The 25259-nt window shown below is 33.0% G+C and carries 14 protein-coding genes and 1 pseudogene; 6 read left to right on the top strand and 9 right to left on the bottom strand.

Translation table 11 applies throughout. The features are described from left to right. Positions 1–8 precede the first annotated feature (8 nt). Complete coding sequence (locus tag AC0L5U_RS04315; protein WP_473414839.1) at positions 9–389, bottom strand: LysM peptidoglycan-binding domain-containing protein; 381 nt, start codon at positions 387–389, stop codon at positions 9–11. A gap of 310 nt (positions 390–699) precedes the next feature. Between AC0L5U_RS04315 and rpsA the strand changes: the two genes are divergently transcribed. Next, a complete protein-coding gene (gene rpsA, locus AC0L5U_RS04310; RefSeq protein ID WP_473414838.1) occupies positions 700–2553 on the top strand; it encodes a 30S ribosomal protein S1 in 1854 nt (617 codons plus the stop codon). Positions 2554–2739: 186 nt separating this feature from the next. On the opposite strand, the gene recG is transcribed toward rpsA, so the two are convergent. After that, positions 2740–4842, bottom strand: coding sequence for an ATP-dependent DNA helicase RecG (gene recG, locus AC0L5U_RS04305; protein WP_473414837.1), 2103 nt, complete (start codon positions 4840–4842; stop codon positions 2740–2742). A gap of 190 nt (positions 4843–5032) precedes the next feature. On the opposite strand from recG, the gene AC0L5U_RS04300 reads away from it, so the two are divergent. Then, positions 5033–6721: a histidinol-phosphatase HisJ family protein gene (locus AC0L5U_RS04300; RefSeq protein WP_473414836.1), complete on the top strand. Its 1689-nt coding sequence runs from the start codon at positions 5033–5035 to the stop codon at positions 6719–6721. 45 nt (positions 6722–6766) lie between these two features. Further along, a complete protein-coding gene (locus tag AC0L5U_RS04295) occupies positions 6767–8809 on the top strand; it encodes a M1 family metallopeptidase (protein ID WP_473414834.1) in 2043 nt (680 codons plus the stop codon). A 2-nt stretch (positions 8810–8811) separates the two neighbouring features. On the opposite strand, the gene AC0L5U_RS04290 is transcribed toward AC0L5U_RS04295, so the two are convergent. Continuing rightward, positions 8812–9810: a PorP/SprF family type IX secretion system membrane protein gene (locus AC0L5U_RS04290; RefSeq protein WP_473414833.1), complete on the bottom strand. Its 999-nt coding sequence runs from the start codon at positions 9808–9810 to the stop codon at positions 8812–8814. Between the two features lie 5 nt (positions 9811–9815). Further along, positions 9816–15914 carry a PKD domain-containing protein gene (locus tag AC0L5U_RS04285; RefSeq protein ID WP_473414832.1) on the bottom strand — a complete coding sequence of 2033 codons (6099 nt, stop codon included), beginning with the start codon at positions 15912–15914 and terminating at the stop codon, positions 9816–9818. 183 nt (positions 15915–16097) lie between these two features. Between AC0L5U_RS04285 and AC0L5U_RS04280 the strand changes: the two genes are divergently transcribed. After that, the gene (locus AC0L5U_RS04280; RefSeq protein WP_473414831.1) at positions 16098–16997 is read left to right on the top strand and encodes a patatin-like phospholipase family protein; all 900 of its coding nucleotides are present in this window, start codon (positions 16098–16100) and stop codon (positions 16995–16997) included. A 21-nt stretch (positions 16998–17018) separates the two neighbouring features. Here AC0L5U_RS04280 and AC0L5U_RS04275 read toward each other — a convergent pair whose 3' ends face one another. Then, the gene (locus AC0L5U_RS04275; RefSeq protein WP_473414830.1) at positions 17019–17540 is read right to left on the bottom strand and encodes a DUF7935 family protein; all 522 of its coding nucleotides are present in this window, start codon (positions 17538–17540) and stop codon (positions 17019–17021) included. A gap of 30 nt (positions 17541–17570) precedes the next feature. Continuing rightward, positions 17571–19125: pseudogene (locus AC0L5U_RS04270) on the bottom strand (FMN-binding glutamate synthase family protein). A gap of 130 nt (positions 19126–19255) precedes the next feature. Here AC0L5U_RS04270 and AC0L5U_RS04265 point away from each other — a divergent pair. Continuing rightward, entirely contained in the window at positions 19256–21607 is a 2352-nt protein-coding gene (locus AC0L5U_RS04265; RefSeq protein WP_473416164.1) for an ATP-dependent helicase, read from the top strand. Between the two features lie 134 nt (positions 21608–21741). On the opposite strand, the gene AC0L5U_RS04260 is transcribed toward AC0L5U_RS04265, so the two are convergent. From AC0L5U_RS04260 to AC0L5U_RS04250, 3 genes are read right to left on the bottom strand one after another with little or no spacing between them, the layout of a single operon-like run. Further along, positions 21742–22710: a glycogen-binding domain-containing protein gene (locus AC0L5U_RS04260; protein WP_473414829.1), complete on the bottom strand. Its 969-nt coding sequence runs from the start codon at positions 22708–22710 to the stop codon at positions 21742–21744. Next, positions 22707–23675 carry a pepsin/retropepsin-like aspartic protease family protein gene (locus tag AC0L5U_RS04255; RefSeq protein ID WP_473414828.1) on the bottom strand — a complete coding sequence of 323 codons (969 nt, stop codon included), beginning with the start codon at positions 23673–23675 and terminating at the stop codon, positions 22707–22709. Before AC0L5U_RS04255 ends, AC0L5U_RS04260 begins: the two co-directional genes overlap by 4 nt. 43 nt (positions 23676–23718) lie before the next feature. Next, the gene (locus tag AC0L5U_RS04250) at positions 23719–24453 is read right to left on the bottom strand and encodes an alpha/beta hydrolase fold domain-containing protein (protein ID WP_473416163.1); all 735 of its coding nucleotides are present in this window, start codon (positions 24451–24453) and stop codon (positions 23719–23721) included. Positions 24454–24625: 172 nt separating this feature from the next. On the opposite strand from AC0L5U_RS04250, the gene AC0L5U_RS04245 reads away from it, so the two are divergent. Continuing rightward, positions 24626–25246 carry an L-threonylcarbamoyladenylate synthase gene (locus AC0L5U_RS04245; protein WP_473414827.1) on the top strand — a complete coding sequence of 207 codons (621 nt, stop codon included), beginning with the start codon at positions 24626–24628 and terminating at the stop codon, positions 25244–25246. The last annotated feature ends 13 nt before the right edge of the window (positions 25247–25259 follow it).

Below are 25259 nucleotides of genomic sequence, written 5' to 3'. Positions count from 1 at the left end.
AATATGTTTTATGCATTAGGAATTATCAATTCCTGATCAGGATGAATTAAATCTGGATTTTTCAGAATATCAGAATTCGCTTTAAAAATATCTTGATATTTAGCAGCTTTCCCATAATATTGAATTGCAATTTTACCTAGTGTTTCTCCACTTTTTACAGTATGTCTATGATAGACACTACTATCAGCAACTTGTATATCGGCCATAATATCTGAAGCATTTTCTCCACCAATTTCTTTGATTTTATCCCAAATTAAGTCTTTTTCATAAGGTGTATTAGCTGTACCCCAAACTTTTAGTTGCCCATTTTCTTCTTTTACATCACCATTTTGAATGTTTAGAGATTCTCCTAAATCTAAAACTTCTTGGTATTTAGCTTTTGCAGTCATTGTTTTTTAGTTTAAAAATTAACGTTCTAAATATAATAAAAGAAATGGCAGTTTTTGTAGATTTTTACTAATTAATACATTATGAAATTATATTTATTCTTTTTTTATGTGAATTAGGCTAATTAATTGGAAATATGTATTTTTGCACTCCTTTTAGCGAATCGTCAGGGTGATAAAGGAATTGAAACTATAAAACAAAATAACACTTCTGTGTGTTAAACGCTTAAATCTCCTGAAACATACAGAATACAAAACATGATAGCATTACATTCTGTAAAGAATATAAAGTAATATATCATTCTTATATTTAATGGCTGAAAAAGCAAAACAAGCTGAAGTTGAAGCAACTGAAGCAACAACTGTTGAAGCTCCAGTAGTATCTGAAGCTCAAGCAAATCCCGAAAAATTTTTAAAAGAGTTCAACTGGCACAATTACCAAGAAGGTATTGATGAGGTAGATGACAAGCAACTTCAAGAATTTGAAAAATTAGTAGCTGAAAATTTTGTAGATACGTTAGATGATGAAGTTGTTGAAGGTACTGTAATTCACATTACTGATAGAGATGCAATTATCGATATCAATGCAAAATCTGAAGGTGTAATTTCATTAAACGAATTCCGTTACAATCCTGGTTTAAAAGTAGGAGACAAAGTTGAGGTTTTAATTGATGTGCGTGAAGATGCAACTGGTCAATTAGTATTGTCTCACAGAAAAGCTCGTGTAATTAAAGCATGGGATCGTGTTAATAAAGCACACGAAACTGGTGAAATCGTTAATGGTTTTGTTAAATGTAGAACTAAAGGTGGTATGATTGTAGATGTTTTCGGAATTGAAGCATTCTTACCAGGTTCTCAAATTGACGTTAAACCAATTAGAGATTACGATCAATATGTAAATAAAACTATGGAATTTAAAGTTGTGAAAATCAACCACGAATTCAAAAACGTAGTAGTATCTCACAAAGCACTTATTGAAGCTGATATTGAGGAACAAAAGAAAGAAATTATTGGTCAATTAGAAAAAGGACAAGTATTAGAAGGTGTTGTTAAAAACATTACGTCTTACGGTGTATTTATCGATCTTGGTGGTGTTGACGGATTAGTTCATATTACAGATTTATCTTGGTCTAGAATCAATCATCCAAATGAGATTGTTGAGTTAGATCAAAAATTAAATGTTGTAATTCTTGATTTTGATGAAGATAAATCTAGAATCCAATTAGGTCTCAAACAATTAAGCAAGCACCCATGGGAAGCTCTTGGAGAAGAGGTTAAAATTGGTGATAAAGTAAAAGGTAAAGTAGTTGTTATTGCAGATTACGGTGCATTTATAGAAGTTGCTGATGGTGTTGAAGGTTTAATTCACGTTTCTGAAATGTCTTGGTCTACACATTTACGTTCTGCTCAAGATTTCGTTACTGTTGGTGATGAAGTTGATGCAGTTATCTTAACTTTAGATAGAGAAGATCGTAAAATGTCTCTTGGAATTAAGCAATTAACTCCAGATCCATGGACTGACATTACAACTAAATACCCATTAGCTTCCAAGCACACAGGTATTGTACGTAACTTTACAAACTTTGGTGTTTTTGTTGAATTAGAAGAAGGTATTGATGGATTAATTTATATCTCTGATTTATCTTGGACTAAGAAAATCAAACATCCATCAGAATTTTGTGCAGTAGGAGACAAGTTAGATGTAGTTGTTCTAGAATTAGATGTTGAAGGTCGTAAATTAAGTTTAGGACACAAACAAACAACAGAAAATCCTTGGGATAAATACGAAACTGAATTTGCTTTAAACACAACTCATAAAGCTGCTATTTCTGAAATAGTTGACAAAGGTGCTACTATAGAGTTTAACGAAGATATCGTTGCTTTTGTACCGTCACGTCATTTAGAAAAAGAAGATGGTAACAAATTGAAAAAAGGAGAAGAAGCAGAATTCAAAATTATTGAATTTAATAAAGAGTTTAAACGTGTAGTTGCATCTCATGCAGCAATACATAAAGCTGAAGAAATTGCAAATGTAAAAGCTGCTACCAAAAAAGCTGCTAGTGCTGCTGCAGAAGCAAAACCAACTTTAGGTGATGCTAATGACGCTTTACAAGCTCTTAAAGATAAAATGGATGGAAAAGCTGCTAAACCTGCTAAGAAGAAGTAATTTTTCTGAAATTCATTTATAACATTAAGCCTTCAAGAAATTGAAGGCTTTTTTTATGAAATCAATTTTAGCTTATGTACTCTTTAATTCCTGCGAATGCAGGGATAAATAACAAATTAAGAGTGCAAAAAATAGATTCTGGCCTTCGTGATTAATGACAGTAGAGTAGTGTTTCGCTAGAATTATCTAGCTAATATAATTCCAGATATTCTTATACTTACCCATAGCTTTATAAGTATTCAAAATCACTTCATTTTCATTACTAACTAACGAAGGGTCATCATACAAAATCTTTTTTGCATAATTCCTTGCGAGTTGTAAAACAGTTTTATCCTTAACAATATCTGCAATTCTCAAATTTAAAACACCACTTTGTTGTGTGCCCATAATATCTCCTGGACCTCGCAGTTTTAAATCTACATCGGCAACTTCAAAACCATCGTTAGTTCGTACCATGGTATCTAAACGTGTTTTGCTATTTTCACTTAGTTTGTGGCTCGTCATCAAAATACAATAACTTTGTTCTGCACCACGACCTACACGTCCGCGCAATTGATGTAGTTGGGATAAACCAAATCGTTCAGCACTTTCGATAATCATAACAGATGCATTTGGCACGTTAACACCAACTTCTATAACTGTTGTGGCTACCATGATTTGTGTTTCCCCCTTTATAAAACGCTGCATTTCAAAATCTTTATCAGCAGGTTTCATTTTGCCATGAACTATAGAAATTTGATATTTTGGCATCGGAAAATCTCTCGAAATACTTTCATAACCGTCCATCAAATCCTTATAATCCATTTTTTCGCTTTCTTGAATCAATGGGTATACAATATAAACTTGCCGTCCTTTAGTGATTTCATCTCTTATGAATTTAAAAACTTGTAAACGATTAGAATCGTAACGATGTACCGTTTTTATAGATTTTCTACCAGGTGGTAATTCATCAATAACAGAAATGTCTAAATCGCCATAAACCGACATAGCCAATGTGCGCGGAATTGGAGTTGCAGTCATCACTAAAATGTTAGGCGGATTAACATTTTTATGCCACAATTTACTTCTTTGGGCAACTCCAAATCGATGCTGTTCATCGATAATTGCAAGCCCTAAATTTTTGAATTTTACCTTATCTACAAGTAGAGCATGAGTACCAATTAAGATATTTAATTCGCCATTTTCTAAGGCTTCATGAATTTCTTTTCGTTTTGAAGTTTTAGTTGAACCAGTAAGTAATTCAATACTGATATTCAATTTATTACACCATTCTAATAGTCCGTTATAATGTTGGACTGACAAAATTTCAGTCGGAGCCATTAAGCAGGCTTGAAAACCATTGTCAAGCGCTATAAGCATTGACATGAACGCTACTATAGTCTTTCCAGAACCAACATCGCCTTGCAACAATCGATTCATTTGAGCATTACTCCCTAAATCTGCTCTTATTTCTTTTAAAACACGTTTTTGCGCATTGGTTAAATCGAACGGTAAATAACTATTAAAAAACTGATTTAAATACTCGCCCACTTTTTCAAATTGAAAGCCTTTTATTTTCGATTTATGAATTAAGTTTTTTAGAATTAATTGTAGCTGAATATAAAATAGCTCTTCAAATTTTAATCTAAATTGTGCTTTTGCCAATAGTTCTTGACTCTTAGGAAAATGAATATTTAGTAACGCTTCAGATTTAGAAATCAGTTTTAATTCAGAAAGTACTAAATCAGATAAAGTTTCAATAAACTTTCCTTTAGTTTCCAAAAACACTTGTTGCACAATTTTGCCAACAACACGATTACTAATGCCTCGATTAGCCAATTTTTCAGTTGAAGGATAGATCGGTTGAATGCCCGAACTCAAACCTTTTTTGTGTTCATCAATAGTTTCTACATCGGGGTGTGGCATGCTAAATTTATTGCCAAATAAATTCGTTTTTCCAAAAATCACGTAAGGTGTATTCAGCTTTAAACGTTCTCTAATCCATTTTTGTCCGCGAAACCATACTAACTGCATAGTTCCTGTATCGTCTTGAAATGTGGCCACCAAACGTTTCCCTCTTTTTTGTGCTACTTCTTTAAATCCAGTAATTTTTCCTAAAACTTGAACATCTGCATTATTTTGATGTAGTTGGTTGATTTTATAATATTGTGTTCTATCTATGTAGCGATTCGGAAATAAATTCAAAATGTCTTGATAGTTATGTATATTCAACTCCTTACGTAGCAAATCAGCACGATTTGGACCTACGCCTTTTAAATAATCTATTGGAGTTTGTAAGTTCACAGACATAAAGCGAATTTAAGCAAAACATTAAAAATTCACACCTTTAAAAAAATTCTTAGTATTCGTTTATATTTAGAATATTTTTCAGGATAAAAACACTACTTTTAAAAAATATAGAAAACCATAAACTTTTAGCTATAAATTCTATCGCAATGGTTAAATTTGACATTCTTAACGGATAAATGCATTTTAATTGATGAAAAAGCTTAACGAATTTATTTGGGAAACCCACGGTATTCATGCTGGTACAGAACAAGACCACGTAAAGCATGGTATTGATAAGCTAGAGGATATTATTGATAAGGCCATTGAAGCTGGAAACCCAAGTATAACCTTTATTATTCATTCTCCTAGATTAACCAATTTTCGTTATATCGCAGAGAGAGAGACAAAAGTTAAGTTTATTCGCGGTAACAAATCGTATTTAAATTATCCAAAGCGAATTGCTAATCTGCGTCAAAAATATGATGGACAAATTAACATTAAGTACGGTGTTGAATTGGAATGGATGGGACCAGATTTAGGTTTACAATGGAGTCGTTCTAAAATATTTCAAGCAGAAGATGCTGATTATGTGATTGGTTCTGTGCATTTTGCGCCTGAAGGTTTGCCTTATGATGGCTCTAAAGAAGAAGCTCAAGAATTATTAAAACTAAGAGGAAGCCTTGAAGCTTATTGGGATGGTTATTTCAATGAAATGATTCAAATGATTGAATGTTTTGGCGATATGATTCAGATTATTGGTCATATAGATTTGCCAAAACTAAATGTGGATATGCCAGATGCTTTGGTTAATTTTGAAACCAGTTCACACCCTTTAGCTAATAAATTCAGAACACTTTTAGAACTGATTGCTGATAGAAATTTATCTTTAGATGTAAATATGGCGGGTAAATTTAAAGGTGTTGGTGTATATCCTGTTCAAAGTATTTTGCGTCGTGCTAACGAATTACAAATTCCTGTTTGTGTGGGTACAGACACACATCATGTAAAATATTACGGGTTAAATTATAAAGAAAGTTTAGAATACATTCAAGAGGCTGGTTATGAAAGTTATGTGAGTTATTCTAAATTAATTCCTGAAAACCGAACTATTTTTGATGACCATGATTTAAAAGTAAAATATACTATTTTAAATAAGGGTATTGAGTTGTTAAATCAGCGTTTGGATGATAACCAAAGACGTATTATTCCAGATTTTTCTTTTGGAGGCTCATTTTCAGAGTTTGTAGATATTTACAGAAGTGCCACAGGAATGGGTGATTATAATGCCATTAGAATTCGTAAATGGGGTAAATCAATCACAGTTACTGATGAAACACCTAAAAATACTAAGCGAATTGTTAACGGTTTGTTTTCTGAGCATTTGGATAAACCTGGGGTTATTTCTTCATTGTTTAACACATTAGCTTCTGAAGGTATAAATGTGAATACAGCACGATTAAAATCTAATAATGATGGTACCGCAGTAGCATTTTTATCTATTGATAATGACAATGGAAATGTAAAAAGTGCCATTGAATTTATTAAAGGCACAGATAGTGGTCTCTTTAAAGAACTCACTTATAAAGAAGATGCTGTACTTCCAAATTATTACAGTAAAGGCGTTTATTTATTAGAAATGGATGGTGTAAAGCTAAACCTGGCTTTAAGCAAGAAGGTAATTTTAACTAAACACCAAAATGCTCCTGGTATATTATTAATTCTTCTATCTGCTCTAGCTTCTAGAAATATCAATATAAAAGATTTACGTTTAGGAAAATTAAACGATGTTGGATATTCTGCAATTGCTGTAAATGGCGACAGTAATGTGATTAGAACACTTTTAACTAAACTAGGCGATCAGTATTTTGAAGCTAATTTAATTGAGTTTCATAGTTTTTAGTATTCAATTTACTGTTTTGGAGTAATCTTTGCTATATTTAAAAACATGAAAAAAATCTTCTTTGTTTTATGTTTTTGTACTAACTTTTTGTGGGGGCAACAGACAGAATATGTTGATTTTAAAACGGCTAAAGTAGACATCATTTTTGGTTATTTACCTCAAAAAGAGGTTTCAGGACTTATTTCTTATGAATTTGAAATTCTAAAGGATATTGATTCTTTATACATAGATGCTAAAGATTTTAAGAGTATTAAATATAAACTTGATAATAAATTTGAAGACAGTTTATATAATAATAAATTTTTAATTGTTAAACATCCTTTTAAAAAAAACAGCAAACATAAGATAGATATCATGTGGAATACTAGTCCAAAAAAAGCTATGTATTTTATAGATTGGAATAATGAAGAGGATAATCAGCAAATATGGACTCAGGGTCAAGGTAAATATACCAGTAATTGGATGCCTAGTTTTGATGATATGAATGAAAAGGTGGAATTTGATCTAAATGTTATTTTTAAAGAAGGTAACGAAGTTTTTACAGGGAATAAACCATCAATAGTTATTAGTAATGGAAAGCTTCTTAATAAAGAGATTTCTCCTAATCTTACCCTATGGCATTACGACATGCAAAAACCCATGTCTAGCTATCTAGTAGCGCTCGCCATTGGTAAATACAATAAAAAAGTAGCATACTCTAAAAGTGGTATTCCACTAGAAATGTATTACTACCCAGAAGACTCTTTAAAAGTTGAACCTACATACCGTTACACAAAACAAATGTTTGATTTTTTAGAAGAAGAAATTGGTGTGCCTTATCCTTGGCAGAATTACAAAATGGTGCCAGTTAAAGACTTTTTGTATGCAGGGATGGAGAATACAAGTCTTAATATTTATTCAGATGCTTTTGTAGTAGATTCTATTGCGTTTGTAGATAAAAATTTTGTAAATATTAATGCACACGAATTAGCGCATCAATGGTTTGGTAATTTAGTAACTGCTACTTCTGGAACACATCATTGGCTACAGGAAGGTTTTGCTACGTATTATGCATTGTTGGCAGAACGAGAAGTTTTTGGAGACGATTATTACTATTGGAGATTGTATGAATATGCCCAAGAATTATTAGCGCAAGATAAAGCAGGGAAAAGCACTTCGCTATTAGACCCAAAATCGAGTAGTACTACGTTTTATAAAAAAGGGGCTTGGGTGTTGCATTTACTTCGAGAAAAAGTAGGGGATACCGCTTTTAAAGCTGGAGTAAAAAACTATTTAGAAAAGCATCAATTTAAAAATGTAGAAACTGATGATTTTATAAATGAAGTTGAAAAGGCTAGTGGTAAAGACTTAACTAATTTCAAAGAAGGTTTGTTAATATCAAAAGGAGATGAATTTTTGGGAGACATTAGCCTATTTATGAAGTATAGAAAAATTTATAAAAAAATAGGTATTTATGCATTAGACTGCCCTAGCGGAGTTGATTTAGTTGATTTTCAAAAAGAAAGAAACAAATTAAAAATGAAAAAGCTATCCGAAAGTATCAATAGTATGACTAAAGTAGGACTTTTTAATGATTTGATAAATGATAGTTTGGTTGATAAAAAAGAATTACTTAAAACCTCTTTAGCTTCAATAGATATCAAGTTACGTCAAGTCGCAGTACAAAATTTATCTGATATTCCATCAGAATTAAAAAAAGACTACGAATCACTTCTAAACGACAAATCCTATATCACTATAGAAACAGCACTATTTAATTTATGGAGAAACTTTCCAAAAGACAGAAGCAAGTATTTAAATAAAACTAAAGGTATTCAGGGTTTTAATGACAAAAACGTTCGGATACTTTGGTTAACATTAACTTTAATTACTGAAGATTATGAGCCTGAAAATAAATCTAAATATTTTAAAGAATTGATGGATTATACAAGTCTGAAATATAGTTTTGAGGTACGCCAAAATGCATTTCAATATTTAAATGAAATTAAAACTTGTAATACGGAATGTAAAGAAAATTTACAAGAAGCAACAACCCATCATAATTGGCGATTTAAGAAGTTTGCTAAATCACTTCTAGAACAGAAATAGTTTTATTTCCTACGCTCATTATTAGTAGGACTTCTACAAATCAAACAATCGGCTAAATATGTTATGGAGATTTCATAAATTCCATCAGTTCTTCCAATATTAGAAGTATTAAAATCATATGAAAACCCAAAACGTAAACGTTCAAATTCTAAACCAGCAAAGGCGTTTACAGATGTTAACAAATGGCTATTGCCGCTATTCTTTGCAGGATTTGTAACAGCCATTGCACCCAAGAATAATTTATTCAGCTTGATGGTAGTTGCAATATCTAATCGGTTATATTCACCTTGTTGCATATAATTTGCAGAGATAATCATATCGTTGTAATCGTAATATGGAAATTTATAATTGGCATGCACAGTATAAAAAATATCTAATGGCACATTGTCTCCATCAATAAATGAAATATTTGGCCTGTTTAAATGTTTTATCGCAGCACCTAACCATAAATCTGTATCATTCCGTGTGTTTTTCTTATCAAAAACAAAACCTGCAGTAAAATCGAAGAAACCAATATTATCATTTGCATTTGCAGCAAAAGGATCTGCTGATGTTGAATTTATGGTTCCTGAATTAATATTTATTTGATCGGATAGTACTAAATTTCTAAAATTAAAAGATTTCATACCATAACCTACTTCAATTGCTGGTCTAAAATACCAATCGTTTGATAATTTTACGATGTAAGCAAAATTACCGTTAAACTGAAAGTGATTGTAATTAGTACTATTTTCACGCTGATTTAAAAAACTAAATCCAATTCCAGCATTCATAGTTTCCACCCATGTGTTTAAAAATGCGTAATCAGTATTTACATTTAAATCTAAATGTGGCCATTGAGTTCTGTGCATCACGCCAAAATAAGTGGCTTGTTCAAACCCTGAAAACGCTGGATTTAAACTTTCGGGCATCATAAAGTATTGTGTGAAAACTGGGTCTTGCGCATTTACTTTAAAACAAAAACATGCAGTTATGATAAATATATATAGTTTAAGCTTCATTTCATCTATTTAATTAAAACCACAGTTCCTTTACTAGTGATGGTTTCTCCATAAAATGTATCGCCAGAAAATGTGTAATAATAATTTCCATTTTCAGCATTAGCATCTTTTATTTTTCCATCCCAACCTCGTAAATTATCTCCTTTTTCTGAATAAATCATGCTTCCCCAAGTATCATAAATATTCAGTTCCATATTAGATAGTGCAATTTGCGAAGGGAGAAAATAATTATTTAAAGCATCATTATTTGGAGTAAAGGCATTCGGCATTATTAAGCTATACCCTTTTTCAACATCGAGTAGAATGACTTTAGTATAAACACATCCAAATGGATATGTGACGGTTTGTATTACCTCATAAGTACCGATAGCTTTATAAATATGAATTGGATTTTCTTCACTTGAGAAATTACCATCCCCAAAATTCCATGATACACTTTCAAAATCGCCAGTAGAGGTATTTGTGAATTGAATAGGATCTTCAATAGAATAAAATCCGAAGGTGCTAAATGCAGTTGAACTGACTGTAAAATCAGGATCTCCTAACTCTGGAATATCAACGTTGTATGAAAACGATGTTGTACAGCCTAAACTATCAGTTACATCTATAATTACGAGTCCGCTAATATCTGTTTCCATAATTTCATTATTCGCGCCACTAACTGTTCCGCTAGACCAACTAATTAGATAAGGAGGAACACCGCCACTTGGTTTAGCTACAAAAGATTGATCGACAGTTTTAGCAGCACAATCAAAATCTGTAATTACTTCAACATCTATTTCAAGAGGTTCAAATCTATTGATAACAAAGCTTTCAGAAATTTCACAATTATTTGCATCAGTAACCGTAATGGTATAATTTCCTGGTGGAATATTATTTAAATCTTCATTAGTTGCTCCATTAGACCATGAATAGCTAAGTGGCAAAGTACCTCCTGTAACAATCAAATTAATGCTGCCGCTATTGGCATCATCGCAATCTAAAGCATCAATTTTAGTTCCAGAAATATCTAAAGCAGCAGGTTCTGTAATCACAAAGGTTTCAGTAATTACACATGGTTTTCCATCAGTAATTGTTACAGTATAAGTTCCTGGCCCTATATTATTTCGTTCTACTCCAGCAGTTGGGTCATCGTCCCAATTTAAATTTACTGGATCTATACCACCTTCTAAATTTAGAATGATACGACCGTCATTTTCTCCAAAACAAGATACGTTTGTAACTTCTGGTGTTATTCTGAAAATTGGAGGTTCAGCAATAATTATAGTGGCTTGTTTTTCACAATTTGTATTATCTGTTACTGTAATTATATATGTACCGGGAGACAAATTAGATTGTACTAAGCCAGACCCTAAATTACTCCAAGCTACTGTATATGGTCCATTTCCGCCAGAAATAGAATTAATTGTTATTGATGCATCGTTATCATTATAACATTCAATTTCGGTGGCCGTATAATCAATAATTATTTCATCAGATTCATCTAAAATAACCTCTAAAGTATCCGTACAATTCGATTTATCAGTAACGGTTAAATTATAAGTTCCAGCGATTAATCCTGTTAAATTTTGATTGGTGCTTGTATACCCATTTGGCCCAGTCCAACTGTACAAATAATCGAAAACACCCGGAGAGCTTTCAATTTGTCTTCCACCAGAAATGCTAACATTTATTTCGCCTGTGGCATCTCCAAAACAAATGATATCCACTTGATTTATTAAACTTGCTTGTAATTCAGGCGGTTCAATTACCGTAAAATTTTGTACAATCGGTGTACAGTTTTTTGCATCTGTAACCGTAATTTCATAAGTGCCTTCATCTAAATTAGATAAATCTTCGGTAGTAGCAAAAGGTGTCCCATTTCTTGTCCATGCATAGGAGTAAGGTTCTGTCCCTCCCGAAACTTCAATACCAATTTCGCCATCATTTGCGCCAAAACATGAAATGGTTTCAGGATCAAAATCTATCATGCTAAAGATAAGTTCATCTGGTTCTGTAATGGTAAATGTTTCAGAAAACGGGCAGCCACCATCATCTAATATTGAAACTGTATAATCTCCTGGTGCTAAGTTGAAAATATCTTGATTTGTATTTGAATAGCCGTTTGGTCCTGTCCAATTTATTTGATACGGATTTCCTGTTGCAAAAGGTACGCCTCCTGAAATTGCTATTTCTAACACACCGCCATTATCGAGATAACAATCACTATTCGTTTGGTTTGTTACGATGCTTATGGATGGATTTACTGTAACGACAATTTCAAAATCCGCACCAATGCAAGTTCCTAAAGTAGGGGTTACTGTATATGTTACGGTTGATGGATTAGTTGTTGTGTTTGTAAGTGTTTGAGAAATTGAACTCTGTGGATTTGTTTCTCCAGATGCTCCAGTAATAGTGGCTGCTGGATTAATAACAGGATTCGTCCAAGTGTATGTTGTACCAGTAGGAGCAATGTCTCCACCAGAACTATCTGGAGTTATATTGAAAGCATTTCCACTACATATAACATCCGATTTATCACTAATATTTGGCGTTTCATTTACCGTTTGCTCAGAAATTTGAGATGTTATTTCTGTACACCCTCCAGACGAAAACGTAATAATCACATAATAAAAAATCGTGCCAACAGTTCCAGAAGGTGGTGTATAAGTTGTTCCAGTTGCACCTCCAATTGCAGTTCCTGTTGTGCTATCATTTGCTGTATTATTATACCATTGATAAGTTGGTGTCCCTACACCGTTTGCATAAGCCACCGAAAGGGTATTAAACGTTTCTCCAAAACAAATGGTTTCAGAAATTGGTTGTGTAGTAATGGTTGGTGCTTGATTTATGATGACCTCGGAAGCGTTGCTAATAACGCTACAACCAGAGCCTGGTTGCGATATTTCTACATAATAATATAATGTGCCTACTGTTGTTGTAGGTGGTGTGTAAGTTGCATTTGTAGCTCCAGCTATTAAAGATCCTCCAGCATTATTATTTCCGGTATTGACAAACCATTGATAAGTATAGGTAGTTCCTAGTCCGCCAGTTGTAATTACTTCTAAATCTTGAGGTGCTGTTCCTTGACATAAGGTTTGAGTTGCTAATGGCTGTGATGAAATTGTGGGGTCATCTACAACAATAACTTCAGCAACATTACTTGTAACGGGTGCACATCCACTTCCGCTAATAGAAATAGTGATGTAATAGTAATAACTTCCAGATGTTGTAAATATTGGAGGTTGGTAATTGCTATTTGTTGCTCCCGCTATTGCAGTACCTCCAGTATTAGAATTAGTTGTGTTTGAATACCATTGATAGGTAACAGTTCCTGTGCCTCCAGAATGTGTTACCTCTAAGTTATTATTAATAGCTCCACCTACACAAATACTTTGTGTTGGTAACGGGTTTGTATCAATTTGAATACCGTCAACAACTTCTATTTCCGCTACGTTTGATGTGATTTCGTCACAACCAGCACCAGATGTAAAAGAAGCAATTACATAATAATAAACAATTCCAACTGGATTATTAGGTGGTGTATATGTTGCATTGGTCTCTCCGGCAATAGCAGTTCCCGTTGCGGTATTGTTAACTGTATTGCTATACCATTGATAGGTTGGTGTCCCTGGGCCATTAACAGTAACTGATAATTGGTTTATGGGACCGTTTAAACAAATTATTTCAGATTGTGGTTGAGTTGTATATTCTGGTGCAGGATCTACTGTTATTACTAAATTTACAGATGATCCAGCACAAGTTCCGTTTGAAGGTGTAATGGTAAAAGTGACATTTTCTGAAGTTGTATTAGAGTTGAATATAGTTTGAACAGGTATAGTGCTTGTAGTTCCATTAGCAATAAACCCAGTTACTCCAGTTGGAGCAGTTGCAGTCCACGTGTAAGTTGTCCCTGTAACATCTGATGTTAGATTAACCTCAGCAGTATCTGTTCCAGAGCAAATAGTCTGCGCTAAATTAGTATTTGTTATTGTAGGTATTTCATTAATTACAAAATCTTCAGTATCTGTTGTAGTACCACAACTTGAAGTTACACTAAACGTAACTTGATAATTTCCAGGTGTATTGTAAACTATAGTTCCTGGGTCTAAAGTGTTTGCTGTTGCTGGTGTTCCTCCTGGAAATCCCCAACTGTAAGTAATAGTTTCTGTTGTTGGCGCACATGTATTTACATTTGCAGTAGGTGTTATGGAAGCAGTACCACAAAAATCTGCAATAGCATTGATTGTAGCTGTTGGTGGTCGTTTAACTTCAATTTGTTGAGAAACAGAATCGTTTCCACAGGTATTAGTTGTGGTAAGCGTTAATGTATAAGTTCCTGCGCTAATAAATTCAAATGAAGGAGATATTGAATTTTCATCTGTACCATTAGTAAAACTCCATTGCCCAAAAGTAGTTCCGCAAAAACCTGGAGCATATGTCACTTCCCATAAATATGCAACACCTCCACAACTATCTGTTAAATCTGTAGTGTTTGTTGCTTGTATTGCGAGTGGTGTACAGCCATTATCACTATCTAAAGTAAAATCTGCAACCAATTCAGGTTCAATACAAATTGTTTTAGTGACCGTATTGGTGACGCCACAGGAATTTTCAGCATAAAGAGAAACCGTAAATGTTCCAGTAGTAGTGTATGTATGCGAAGGGTTTCTATCCATTGATGTTTGACCATCCCCAAAATCCCAAAAATAGCCATCATTAATTGCACAATTATTGGTATAGCCATCTAATGATGTGTTTTCAAACAGAACAGGAGTATTTACACAGCTATTTGGAGGGTCTTCAAAATCTACTTCAGGTTTTCGTAGGATAATTATAGGTCCTGCTGTTAAATTTGTTTGTCCACATGATGTTGTAATTAATAAAATTACCGTGTAACTATTAGGGCAGCTAGTTGTTGTGTATGTGTGCGGTATTGGAAAATCTTGCGAGTTTACTGGGTCTGCAGCATTAAAAAATGTAGAAGCTTCTAATTGCGCTTGTGTATAATTCTCAGTACTACCATCCCCAAAATCAACCGAATAATTGGTGTCAGGAGGGTTTGTAGCCCACGAGCCGATGGCAAATTCAAGTGGATTTGCAGGTGTACATAAATTTACAGTATTTCCTGGGTTTACTATAGAGCCCGTAGGGTTACTAGAATTTTTTATGAGATAACGCACAGTATTATCACAGTTGGTGCCATTACCCGTAATGTCCATATTAAAAGAACCTAATTGTGTATAAGTATGGGTAGCTGGAAATGTAACGCCTGTTTCAACTGGACTACCATCTCCCCAATTTACATCATAAGAATTAACACATGGAGATGCGTTTTGTAAGCCAACATTAATAGTGTATGAAGGATCTGTGGTGTTGTTACCACAATTATTGAACAGGTCAAATCTGCTATCTACATCAATAAACTCCAATAGAGGTTTTTGTCTTACTGTGATTTGTTTTATAATTGAAGCTGTACATCCATTGTCATCGGTAACAGTAAGTGTTACATTGAAAATTTGATTTCCGCATCCTAAAGACGTAAACTCATGCGAAGGATTATTATTTGCTGAAGTACCTCCATCACCAAAACTCCACGCAAAAGTAAATGGAGCTGCTCCAGTTGCACTAGGAGTGAAATTAACTGCAGTTCCTGAACATGCGCTATTGTTATCAAATGTAAAATCAATAGTTGGCAATTCATTAACTGTAATAGTTGCTGAATTATTTACGTTTGTAGTATCTCCAGTATTGTCTCTAACCGAAACTAACTGATAAGTAAATGTTCCAGTTGTTGCAGTACTAACAGGTAAATTAACTGAATTGTTTGTCCCTGTTGTAGTTATGGTTAAATTACCACCAGCATTTAAAGTATAAGTAAACGTGTAAGGAGCAGTTCCTGCTGAACCAGTAAATGTGATTTCTGGTTGAGGAGCTGTATTTACACAAACTTCTGTAGTTCCAGAAATAGTTGCAGAAGGTGGTAAAACTAATTTATTATAATTTACAATCGATAGTTCTTTATCTATAAAACTAGAAAATTCATGTTCTAATGAATTTAAAGTAATAAAAGAAGCAATTATTAATGTTGAAAATAATGCAACAAGAAAAGATTTCTTCAGCATAAAAAAAGTTAGGTTAATAGCTGATACTAAAATATATATTCTTTTCAACCTAAAATTAAATTTTTCGGAATAAAGCTGTTTTTTCTCTTTAAAATACCTAATACTAGGTATGAAAGTTTAAATATATTATCCAATTTTTAATACTAAACCCATAATGATTATATTTATGAGCTAAATTTAACTATGAAAGCCCTAGTCATATCAGGAGGAGGAAGTAAAGGTGCCTATGCAGGAGGTGTTGCTCAATATTTAATGGAAGTTGAGGGGCGTGATTATGATATGTTTTTAGGAACTTCAACAGGGAGTTTGTTGGTGCCTCATCTAGCCGCTGGAGAAATTGACAAATTGTATCATGTCTATACTAATGTACAGCAGCATGATATATTTAGTGTAAACCCATTCAATATCAGGAAAAAAGGGAATCGAGAATTTGTTTCTATTGATTTTTTAAACACCATCTGGCAGTTTATTAAAATGAAACGCACTTTTGGTGAAAGCAAAGCCTTAAAGCGTCATATAAAAAAGCATTTTTCAAAAGAAGAATATGATAAAATTAAAACCACTAAAGATGATGTTGTTGTTACAGTAGCAAATCTTTCTAAAAATAGGGTAGAGTATAAGTCTATCAAGGATTTTGATTATGATGAGTTTTGTGAATGGATATGGATTTCATGTAATTACATTCCATTCATGTCTTTAGTAAAAAAGAATGGTTTTGAATATGCTGATGGCGGATTAGGTTGTGTTATACCTATTAGAGAGGCTATTTTGAGAGGTGCAACAGAGGTAGATGCGATTGTTTTAGAATCAGAATCTTTGGAATATAATAAGGTTTTGGGTAAGAATCCTTTTTCATTGATGATTAACCTATTTGGGCATTTAGCAGATCAATTAGAACGCAATGATATTATGATTGGTAAGTTGGCAGCAAAAAATAAAGATGTAAAACTCAATCTGTACTACACACCATCAAAACTAACTGAAAACTCACTAATCTTCAATAAAAAACTGATGACTTCTTGGTGGGAACAAGGTTGGGATTATGCTAAGGAAAATGTGAACAAGCAAGATCTAATGAATTAAGGCTGGAAGACAAATAGAGTTTTAAAACAAATCTCTAACCTCTTCTTTTAAAATTGAAATTGCTGCATCACTTGGAGAATGACGTTCCATCATTTCAGTTAATAAAACCTCTCTAAGTTTATTTGCAGAATCTGTTTTTTCAGAGAGATTTGCTTTTCTAATTAATTGTACGGTTGCACTTTTTGCTGTGCTAATAACACTCCAACATTTTTCGCTTACATAGATTTGTTGTGCTAAATTGTGCTCCATTTCTTGTTGAATACTTTGTATTAATAAAGCCTCATAATCATCTTTATCTGAAGATGTTGGAGAAACTCTTAGTAGTAATTTATTTGGAGAAATACGCTCTAAAAACAATGTCAATCTTTCATAAGCTTGAAAGCGTAGAGGTAGTGATTTGGTTTGTAAATCCTTTTTTAATAAAAATCTACGTCTACCATCTTCATTAGCAGTATGCGTTTTAAAAAAATAATAGGCAATTAGTCCTGTAATTAGGGACGGTAATGTAAATAAAAATAAGTCTATAATTCTACTAGAATCCATATCAATATTGGTTAAGTTAATTTTCTTGAGCTACTTTTTGTTACCTCCCAAATATACGCAATCTTTCAAATGTTGCATTCCTTTAAAAATAACAGGTGTTTTTTGGTATTTATAAGCTAGATCCAATTCTTTTGAGAGATTATGGTCTTCAACATTAACGTCTATATCACTCATTTTGAATTCGCATGGATGCTCGTATCCCGCAGCATGGGTAATTTCAATTAATTCTTTTCTAAACGTTTTAAAATATTGTGCTAGTCTTTCAGATTTTAAAGTAGGGTCAATTCCATTTTGTAACCACTTACTTTGTGTTGCAATTCCGGTAGGGCACTTATTTGTATGGCATATTTGAGCTTGAATACAACCTATGCTTAACATGGCTTCTCTGGCCACATTTATACAATCTGCACCCATAGCAAATGCCATAGCTGCTTTTGCAGGAAAACCAAGTTTACCACTACCAATAAATACAATGCGTTCACTAAGACCTTTAGTTTTAAACAGTCGATACAAATCACTAAATCCATACACCCATGGCAACGATACATGATCTGCAAAACTAGGTGGTGCAGCACCAGTACCACCTTCACCACCATCAACGGTAATAAAATCTGGACCTTTACCTGTTTTCTTCATGATATCAGCAAGCTCTTCCCATTGTTCTAATTTCCCAATAGCGGCTTTTATTCCAACAGGTAGTCCTGTTTTTTCAGCAATAGCCTCAATAAAATCTACCATTTCAGGAACGTCAGAAAACGCTTTATGGTTTGGTGGAGACAAAACATCTTTACCAACTTCTACACCTCTTATTTCTGCTATTTGCTTTGTGATTTTTGCGCCGGGTAACACACCGCCTTTTCCGGGTTTTGCACCTTGGGAAAGCTTGACTTCAATAGCTCTTATAAACGGATTGTCTTCAACTAACTTTGCCATTTTTTCCATGGAGAAACCTCCATCTTTAGCACGAACACCAAAATATCCAGTTCCAAAATGAAATACAACATCTCCGCCATTGCTATGATACGGGGATAAACCACCTTCTCCTGTGTTATGATAAGCCCCTGCTATTTTAACCCCTTTGTTTAAAGATTCTATTGCTTTAGCTGAAAGAGAACCAAAGCTCATAGCAGAAACATTGATAATTGATGCAGGACGGTATGGCTTCTTACGTTTATTAAATTCTCCCATGACTTTAGCACAGGGTAAAAAACTTTTATCTATTGCATTAGGGTGGTTATCTTCTATTTTGAAGGGCATCATCGCGTTATTGATAAAAATATGTTGGTGAGCATATATATCTCTATCAGTTCCAAACCCTTCGTAATTGTTCTGCTTTTTTGCTGATGCATATACCCAACCACGTTCTATACGGTTAAAAGGCAATTCTTCTCTGTTATTAGCTACAAAATATTGACGCATTTCCGGACCAATACTTTCTAGCATATAGCGAATGTGTCCTACTAAAGGAAAATTATGTATGATAGTGTGTTTTTTGAAAAATATCTCTAAGCGCTATTAAAACTAACGCTATTACAATCCATAACCACCATGAGATATTTGATAAAAACTCTAAAACTGTATCCATTATATGGGTTTAAAAATTAGCCTAAATATATTCAAAATTTAATTAAAATGAATTGTTTATAATTATTGATAATTCTGATATTATTTACCGTTTACAATGGTTATTTTCACGTGTTGAAAAAGAATATAGTTTGGAGAAATATTTAAGTCAGTTAAATAGCGCACAATTAGAACCTACCATTCAGGTTGATGGCCCTATGATTGTTATAGCGGGTGCTGGATCTGGAAAAACAAGAGTGCTTACCTATCGTATTGCTTATATGATGAGCAAGGGCATTGACCCATTTAATATCTTATCGTTAACGTTTACTAACAAAGCAGCTCGCGAAATGAAAGAGCGTATTGCTTCTATTGTTGGAGCAAGCGAAGCAAAGAATTTATGGATGGGAACATTTCACTCTGTATTTGCTAAAATTTTACGTATTGAAGCTGACAGATTAGGTTATCCAAGCAACTTTACAATTTATGATACTCAGGATTCTGATAGGTTGATTGCTTCAATCATCAAAGAAATGCAGTTGGATAAAGATATTTATAAGTATAAGCAAGTGCGTTCACGTATTTCTTCTTATAAAAATAGTTTAATTACCGTACGCGCTTATTTTCAAAATCCAGAATTAAAAGAAGCTGATGCTATGGCACGTCGCCCAAGAATGGGAGATATTTATAAAGCTTATGTAGACCGTTGTTTCAAGGCTGGCGCAATGGATTTTGATGATTTACTATTGAAAACCAATGAATTACTAACACGATTTCCAGAGGTTTTAGCAAAGTACCAAAACCGTTTTAAATACATTTTAGTGGATGAGTATCAAGATACAAACCATTCACAATATTTGATTGTGCGTGCACTATCTGATAAGTTTCAAAATATATGTGTAGTTGGTGATGATGCGCAAAGTATTTATGCTTTCCGCGGAGCAAATATCAATAACATTTTGAATTTCCAAAAGGATTATGATGATGTAAAAGTATTTAGATTAGAGCAAAATTACCGTTCTACTAAAAATATTGTAAATGCTGCAAATTCCATCATTGATAAAAACCAAACCAAGCTTGATAAAATAGTTTGGACAGCCAATGATGAAGGTGAAAAAATCAAAGTGAATCGTTCATTAACTGATGGAGATGAAGGACGCTATGTAGCAAGCACTATTTGGGAAAATAAAATGCAAGATCAATTAATGAATAGTGATTTTGCAATTCTTTACAGAACCAATGCGCAATCTCGTGCCATAGAGGATGCGTTAAGAAAACGAGACATCCCTTATAGAATATATGGTGGATTATCATTTTACCAACGGAAAGAGATTAAAGATGTATTGTCTTATTTACGCTTAATTATAAATCCTGCGGATGAGGAAGCTTTAAAACGTGTGATTAATTTTCCAGCTCGTGGTATTGGACAAACCACAGTTGATAAATTGATAGTTTCTGCTAATGGTTACGGACGTACCATTTTTGAAGTGATGAAAAACATTGATAAAACCGATGTTAAAATCAACTCCGGGACTAAAATCAAGCTTCAAAATTTTGTAACGCTTATTGAAAGTTTTCAAGTGCTGAATCAAACCGCTGATGTTTTTGAATTGGCTGAACATGTTACCAGAACTACAGGTTTAATTAAGGAATTCAATAAAGATGGTACACCAGAAGGTGTTGCTAAAATGGAAAATATTGAAGAGCTTTTAAACGGTATGAAAGATTTTGTGGAAGGACAAAAAGAAATTGCAGATTCAACAGGTTCTTTAGCTGAATTCTTAGAAGATGTTGCACTCGCTACCGATTTAGATGCTGATAAAGGCGATAGCGACCATGTGGCACTAATGACGATACATTTAGCAAAAGGATTAGAATTTCCTTATGTATTTATTGTTGGTTTAGAGGAGGATTTATTCCCGAGTGCTATGAGTATGAATACGCGTAGCGAGCTAGAGGAGGAGCGACGCTTATTTTACGTTGCATTAACTAGAGCCGAAAAGCAAGCCTATTTAACCTATGCTTTATCAAGATACCGTTGGGGGAAATTAATTGATGCTGAACCTAGCCGATTTATTGAAGAAATAGATGAGCAATACCTAGATATTGTAACGCCTATTGAAGAACGTAGATTTAACCCTATGCTTTCCGCAGATATTTTTGGAGATGTATCACCAAATAAAACGGCTTCTCCTGATAAAATTCGTTTCAAACCTGCAAAAACATTAGAACGTAAAAAGGGAACTTTGAAATCTGAACCTCAAAAATTTCAGGTTTCTACACCTAAAAACTTAAAACCTGTTTCTAAATCTAGTAATGGCTCCGCAAACTTATTTGATAATAAATTAGTGGTTGGGAATATTGTAAAACACATTCGTTTTGGAAAAGGAGAAGTGCTTAAAATTGAAGGGCAAGGCGCTGATACTAAAGCAGAAATAAGATTTGAAGTAGGAGGGAGTAAGAAGTTATTGTTGCGTTTTGCTAAGCTAGAGGTTATTGGGTAGGTGTTTTCAGTTTACAGTCTTGGTTAGATATCTTATATTCTTACTAAAATTCACATTTTTTTCTGTTGTATCATTTAACCACAAAAACGCTTTGCGCCTCAGCGTATTTACGTGAGATTTTTTTAATTTTCAGTTTACTTAACCATACAAACAGAATTAACATGACCTTCTCCGTCATACTCTTTAACTTTATTATCAGGATCAACTAACCAATTTCCATCTACAATATATTTATAATGATGTTTTCCTCCTGAAAGAGGTATGCTATATTCCCAGCCTTGAGTTGTTTTTTGCATCACTAAATCATGTTCACTCCAATTGTTAAATGAACCCGCTAGAATTACTTTTTTAGCATTAGAATAGCCTTTCAATTTAAAAGTAGTATGTTTCTTTATATCTAAAACTGAATTGTATTCTCCAAATTCGTTCTCTGTTTTATTTGAATTGTGAGGATCTTCCATCCATTGCCCATCTACAATAAATCGGTATTGATACACATCGGGTTTCATTTTTAGAGTGAGTTCCCAACCATTATTTGTTTTATTCATTTTAAAAAGATGCTCGTTCCATTTATTAAAAGAACCAGCTAAAATAACATGCTTAGCATTTTGATAGCCTTTTAATTTAAAACTAGCATTTCCATTTTTATCAGGATATGCCGTAAACATTTTCAAATTATAAACACCTCTTAACTTTCTACCGTTTTTAATGGCTTTGGTAACATTTGAATCATGCCGTGATGGTTCTGCCCAATACGAATTATTGATGATGTACTTGAATTCCCAAGAAAATGAATCTTCAAAATCATCAACATTTTTTTTGAGTTGGTAAACATAATTATTTACTTTATTCATTTTCCAGCTATCTCTAGACCATAAATTAAACTCGCCTGAAACCACAACGTTTTCTATATTAAAGTCAGAAAACTCAAGTGTTTGCCCTGTATGTTCTTTTGTAAATTTTGAATAATCTCTAACATCAAATGTAAAAACAACAGTATCATTTTCAATTTGATAACCTTTAAATACCTGTTTTTGCCCCATCATAACTAAACAAGTGAGCGCAGTTACTAAAAATATAATATGTGATTTTAATATACTCATTTGGTGTTTAAAGGATAATCAATAAAATATAATTTTTCTTTTTGATAGTTAATAATGGTACGTTTTTGAGCAAAAAACTCGTAACCTAAAATACCATCTAGTTGCGTTCCAAAGGCTTCATTCATTTGATTTAAATTAGTTAAAACGGTATACATTGGTCCAAAATAAATTGTGTTGCTCAATTTAACACGATGCAATTTCCCTGCCAAAACATGAATACTTTTATTACTTACGCCACTTAGCTTTAATCGTTTTTTTGGAATAAAATAACGCAATGCTTTCTTAGGTATACTTTTGTTAATTTGATTAAATTCAGCAGCAGTATCAATACCTAACTTCACTTTTTGATTATTGACAAATCCGTTTACAATAATGGTATGTTTTTTTAATTTGAAATCTAAACTATCTACTATTTTTTCCAAATATACTTTATCATTTAATTTATGACCATATTTATCAACTTTTGTAAGCGTGATTTGATTTAAATGTAGATCAACAAACACTTCATAATCTTTAAGAATACTATAGCCAATAACACCAAGTAACTTTATTTTTTTACTGGTTTCAATATGGGATAAATCAATAACATCAGATGATTTGTTTTGAAGTTTAAAGCCATTTAAATCAAATTCTTTAACTTGTTTTTTATAGGAATAATCTAGTACTTGGTTTACTCCCGAAACATCTGTATTGTTTCTTTGAAATTCATATAATTTATCAAAATGAACTTTATTCAAAATCAAGGTTTCTGATCCTGTATCGATAATAAAATTGCCTTTTTTATCAAAAAGTTCAGCTTCAACAACAATAAGATGGTCTATTAGTTTAAAGGGAATTCTAGTAGTATATTGATTAAGCACTTCAGCTTTTGGAAAATAAATAGGAGGATTTGCGTTATTTTCAGCTTTTGCAGTAAAAATAACCACAAAGAAAATAATGAATAGAAAACTTAGTCCTCGTTGCATATATAAAAGACTATTAAAACACTAAAATGTTACAGCTTTATAATTATAAATGTGTTTCAGTAAATAATTTCAATTTATTCCAAGTATCCAGTAACTCTAAACCAATCCAACCATGCCCTGCATTTGGGTACAGCGTAAACTCATGCGTTACGTTTAAAGACACTAATTTATCCTTTAAATCAACTCCTTGAGAAGTTGGAATTAATGGGTCTTGTCCGCCATAAAATAAAATAGTAGGAGGTGAACTGTTTTTAACATGATGTAGCGGGCTTACTTCATTAAGAAACTCAGTAGATGCATCTACACCATATAAATCCAATAATTCTTGAAGCGGTTCACTTGTAGTATTTAGATACGCAGGGTCATTAAGATTTGTTGGCCCAACTATGCTACATACCATGTCAACTTGTTTATTGGTATCAAATGCATAACTCCACAATAGTGATAAATGTGCACCAGCACTAATACCAATAAAACCAATATCATCAGAAATAGAATACTTCGTTTTGTTTTCTTTTAGAAAATTGACTACGCTGGTAATATCATCGATTTGCATGGGATAGGGTTGATTATCAGCATCTGCTAGTCGGTAATTTATATTAACTACTGCTAAATTAGGTAAATCATTACGGATTAATTGTGCGATGGCATTCATATCACTTTTATTTCCTGATGACCAACCGCCACCATGAATTAAAATCATGGTTTTAGTAGACTGGTTTCTATTTGCAGGAAGGTAAATATCAAGTTTTTGACGTCCGTGAGCACCGTAAGGCACGTCCAAAGCTTCATAAATTTTTGTGACATCTAAAGTGTTAGGTACATTTTGATTGGAGTCATCCTCAGAACATCCAATAAAAAAAGAACAACAATTAGATTAACGCATAGAAATTTTAAAGTTTTCATAAATAAATACTTTACTTTGTAAACGAAGTTACAAGATACTTATTATGGCTGAGTTTTTAAGAATTTATGAGGAAAACCCAAACCCCAGAGAAATTTCTAAGGTGGTAAATGTGCTTAAAAAAGGTGGACTTATAATTTACCCAACCGATACTGTTTATGGTTTAGGCTGTGACATTACTAATATTAAAGCCTTAGAAAAAGTAGCTAGAATTAAAGGTATTAAGTTAGAAAAAGCGAACTTTTCTTTTATCTGTCACGATTTAAGTAATCTTAGTGATTATGTAAAACAAATTGATACTTCGGTATTTAAAATATTAAAGCGTGCACTTCCTGGTGCGTATACATTTATTCTACCAGGATCTAAATCTTTACCAAATCCATTTAAAAAACGAAAAACAGTTGGTATAAGAGTACCTGATAATACTATTGCTTTGGATATTGTAAAACAATTGGGAAACCCTATAATCTCTACATCTATACATGATGAAGACGAAATTTTAGAATACACCACAGATCCAGAGCTTATTCTAGAAAAATGGGATAATCTAGTCGATTTAGTTATTGATGGTGGATATGGCGGCAATGAAGCCTCTACTGTTATTGATTTATCTGAAGATGAACCTGTTATTGTTAGAGAAGGCAAGGGGGATTTGGAGATTTTTTAAAATTATTTGGGCG

This window comes from Jejuia sp. G7-7 (assembly GCF_055808955.1).
Note: the sequence above shows the minus strand (reverse complement) of the source record. Positions and strands in the feature narration are given on the sequence as shown.

What these genes read in the sequence shown, in the direction of transcription:
- AC0L5U_RS04245 (WP_473414827.1), top strand. Translation starts at nt 24,626, where the DNA reads ATGGCTGAGTTTTTAAGAATTTATGAGGAAAACCCAAACCCCAGAGAA.
- AC0L5U_RS04315 (WP_473414839.1), bottom strand. Translation starts at nt 389, where the DNA reads ATGACTGCAAAAGCTAAATACCAAGAAGTTTTAGATTTAGGAGAATCT.
- AC0L5U_RS04300 (WP_473414836.1), top strand. Translation starts at nt 5,033, where the DNA reads ATGAAAAAGCTTAACGAATTTATTTGGGAAACCCACGGTATTCATGCT.
- AC0L5U_RS04260 (WP_473414829.1), bottom strand. Translation starts at nt 22,710, where the DNA reads ATGAGTATATTAAAATCACATATTATATTTTTAGTAACTGCGCTCACT.
- recG (WP_473414837.1), bottom strand. Translation starts at nt 4,842, where the DNA reads ATGTCTGTGAACTTACAAACTCCAATAGATTATTTAAAAGGCGTAGGT.
- AC0L5U_RS04275 (WP_473414830.1), bottom strand. Translation starts at nt 17,540, where the DNA reads ATGGATTCTAGTAGAATTATAGACTTATTTTTATTTACATTACCGTCC.
- AC0L5U_RS04280 (WP_473414831.1), top strand. Translation starts at nt 16,098, where the DNA reads ATGAAAGCCCTAGTCATATCAGGAGGAGGAAGTAAAGGTGCCTATGCA.
- rpsA (WP_473414838.1), top strand. Translation starts at nt 700, where the DNA reads ATGGCTGAAAAAGCAAAACAAGCTGAAGTTGAAGCAACTGAAGCAACA.
- AC0L5U_RS04255 (WP_473414828.1), bottom strand. Translation starts at nt 23,675, where the DNA reads ATGCAACGAGGACTAAGTTTTCTATTCATTATTTTCTTTGTGGTTATT.
- AC0L5U_RS04295 (WP_473414834.1), top strand. Translation starts at nt 6,767, where the DNA reads ATGAAAAAAATCTTCTTTGTTTTATGTTTTTGTACTAACTTTTTGTGG.
- AC0L5U_RS04290 (WP_473414833.1), bottom strand. Translation starts at nt 9,810, where the DNA reads ATGAAGCTTAAACTATATATATTTATCATAACTGCATGTTTTTGTTTT.
- AC0L5U_RS04285 (WP_473414832.1), bottom strand. Translation starts at nt 15,914, where the DNA reads ATGCTGAAGAAATCTTTTCTTGTTGCATTATTTTCAACATTAATAATT.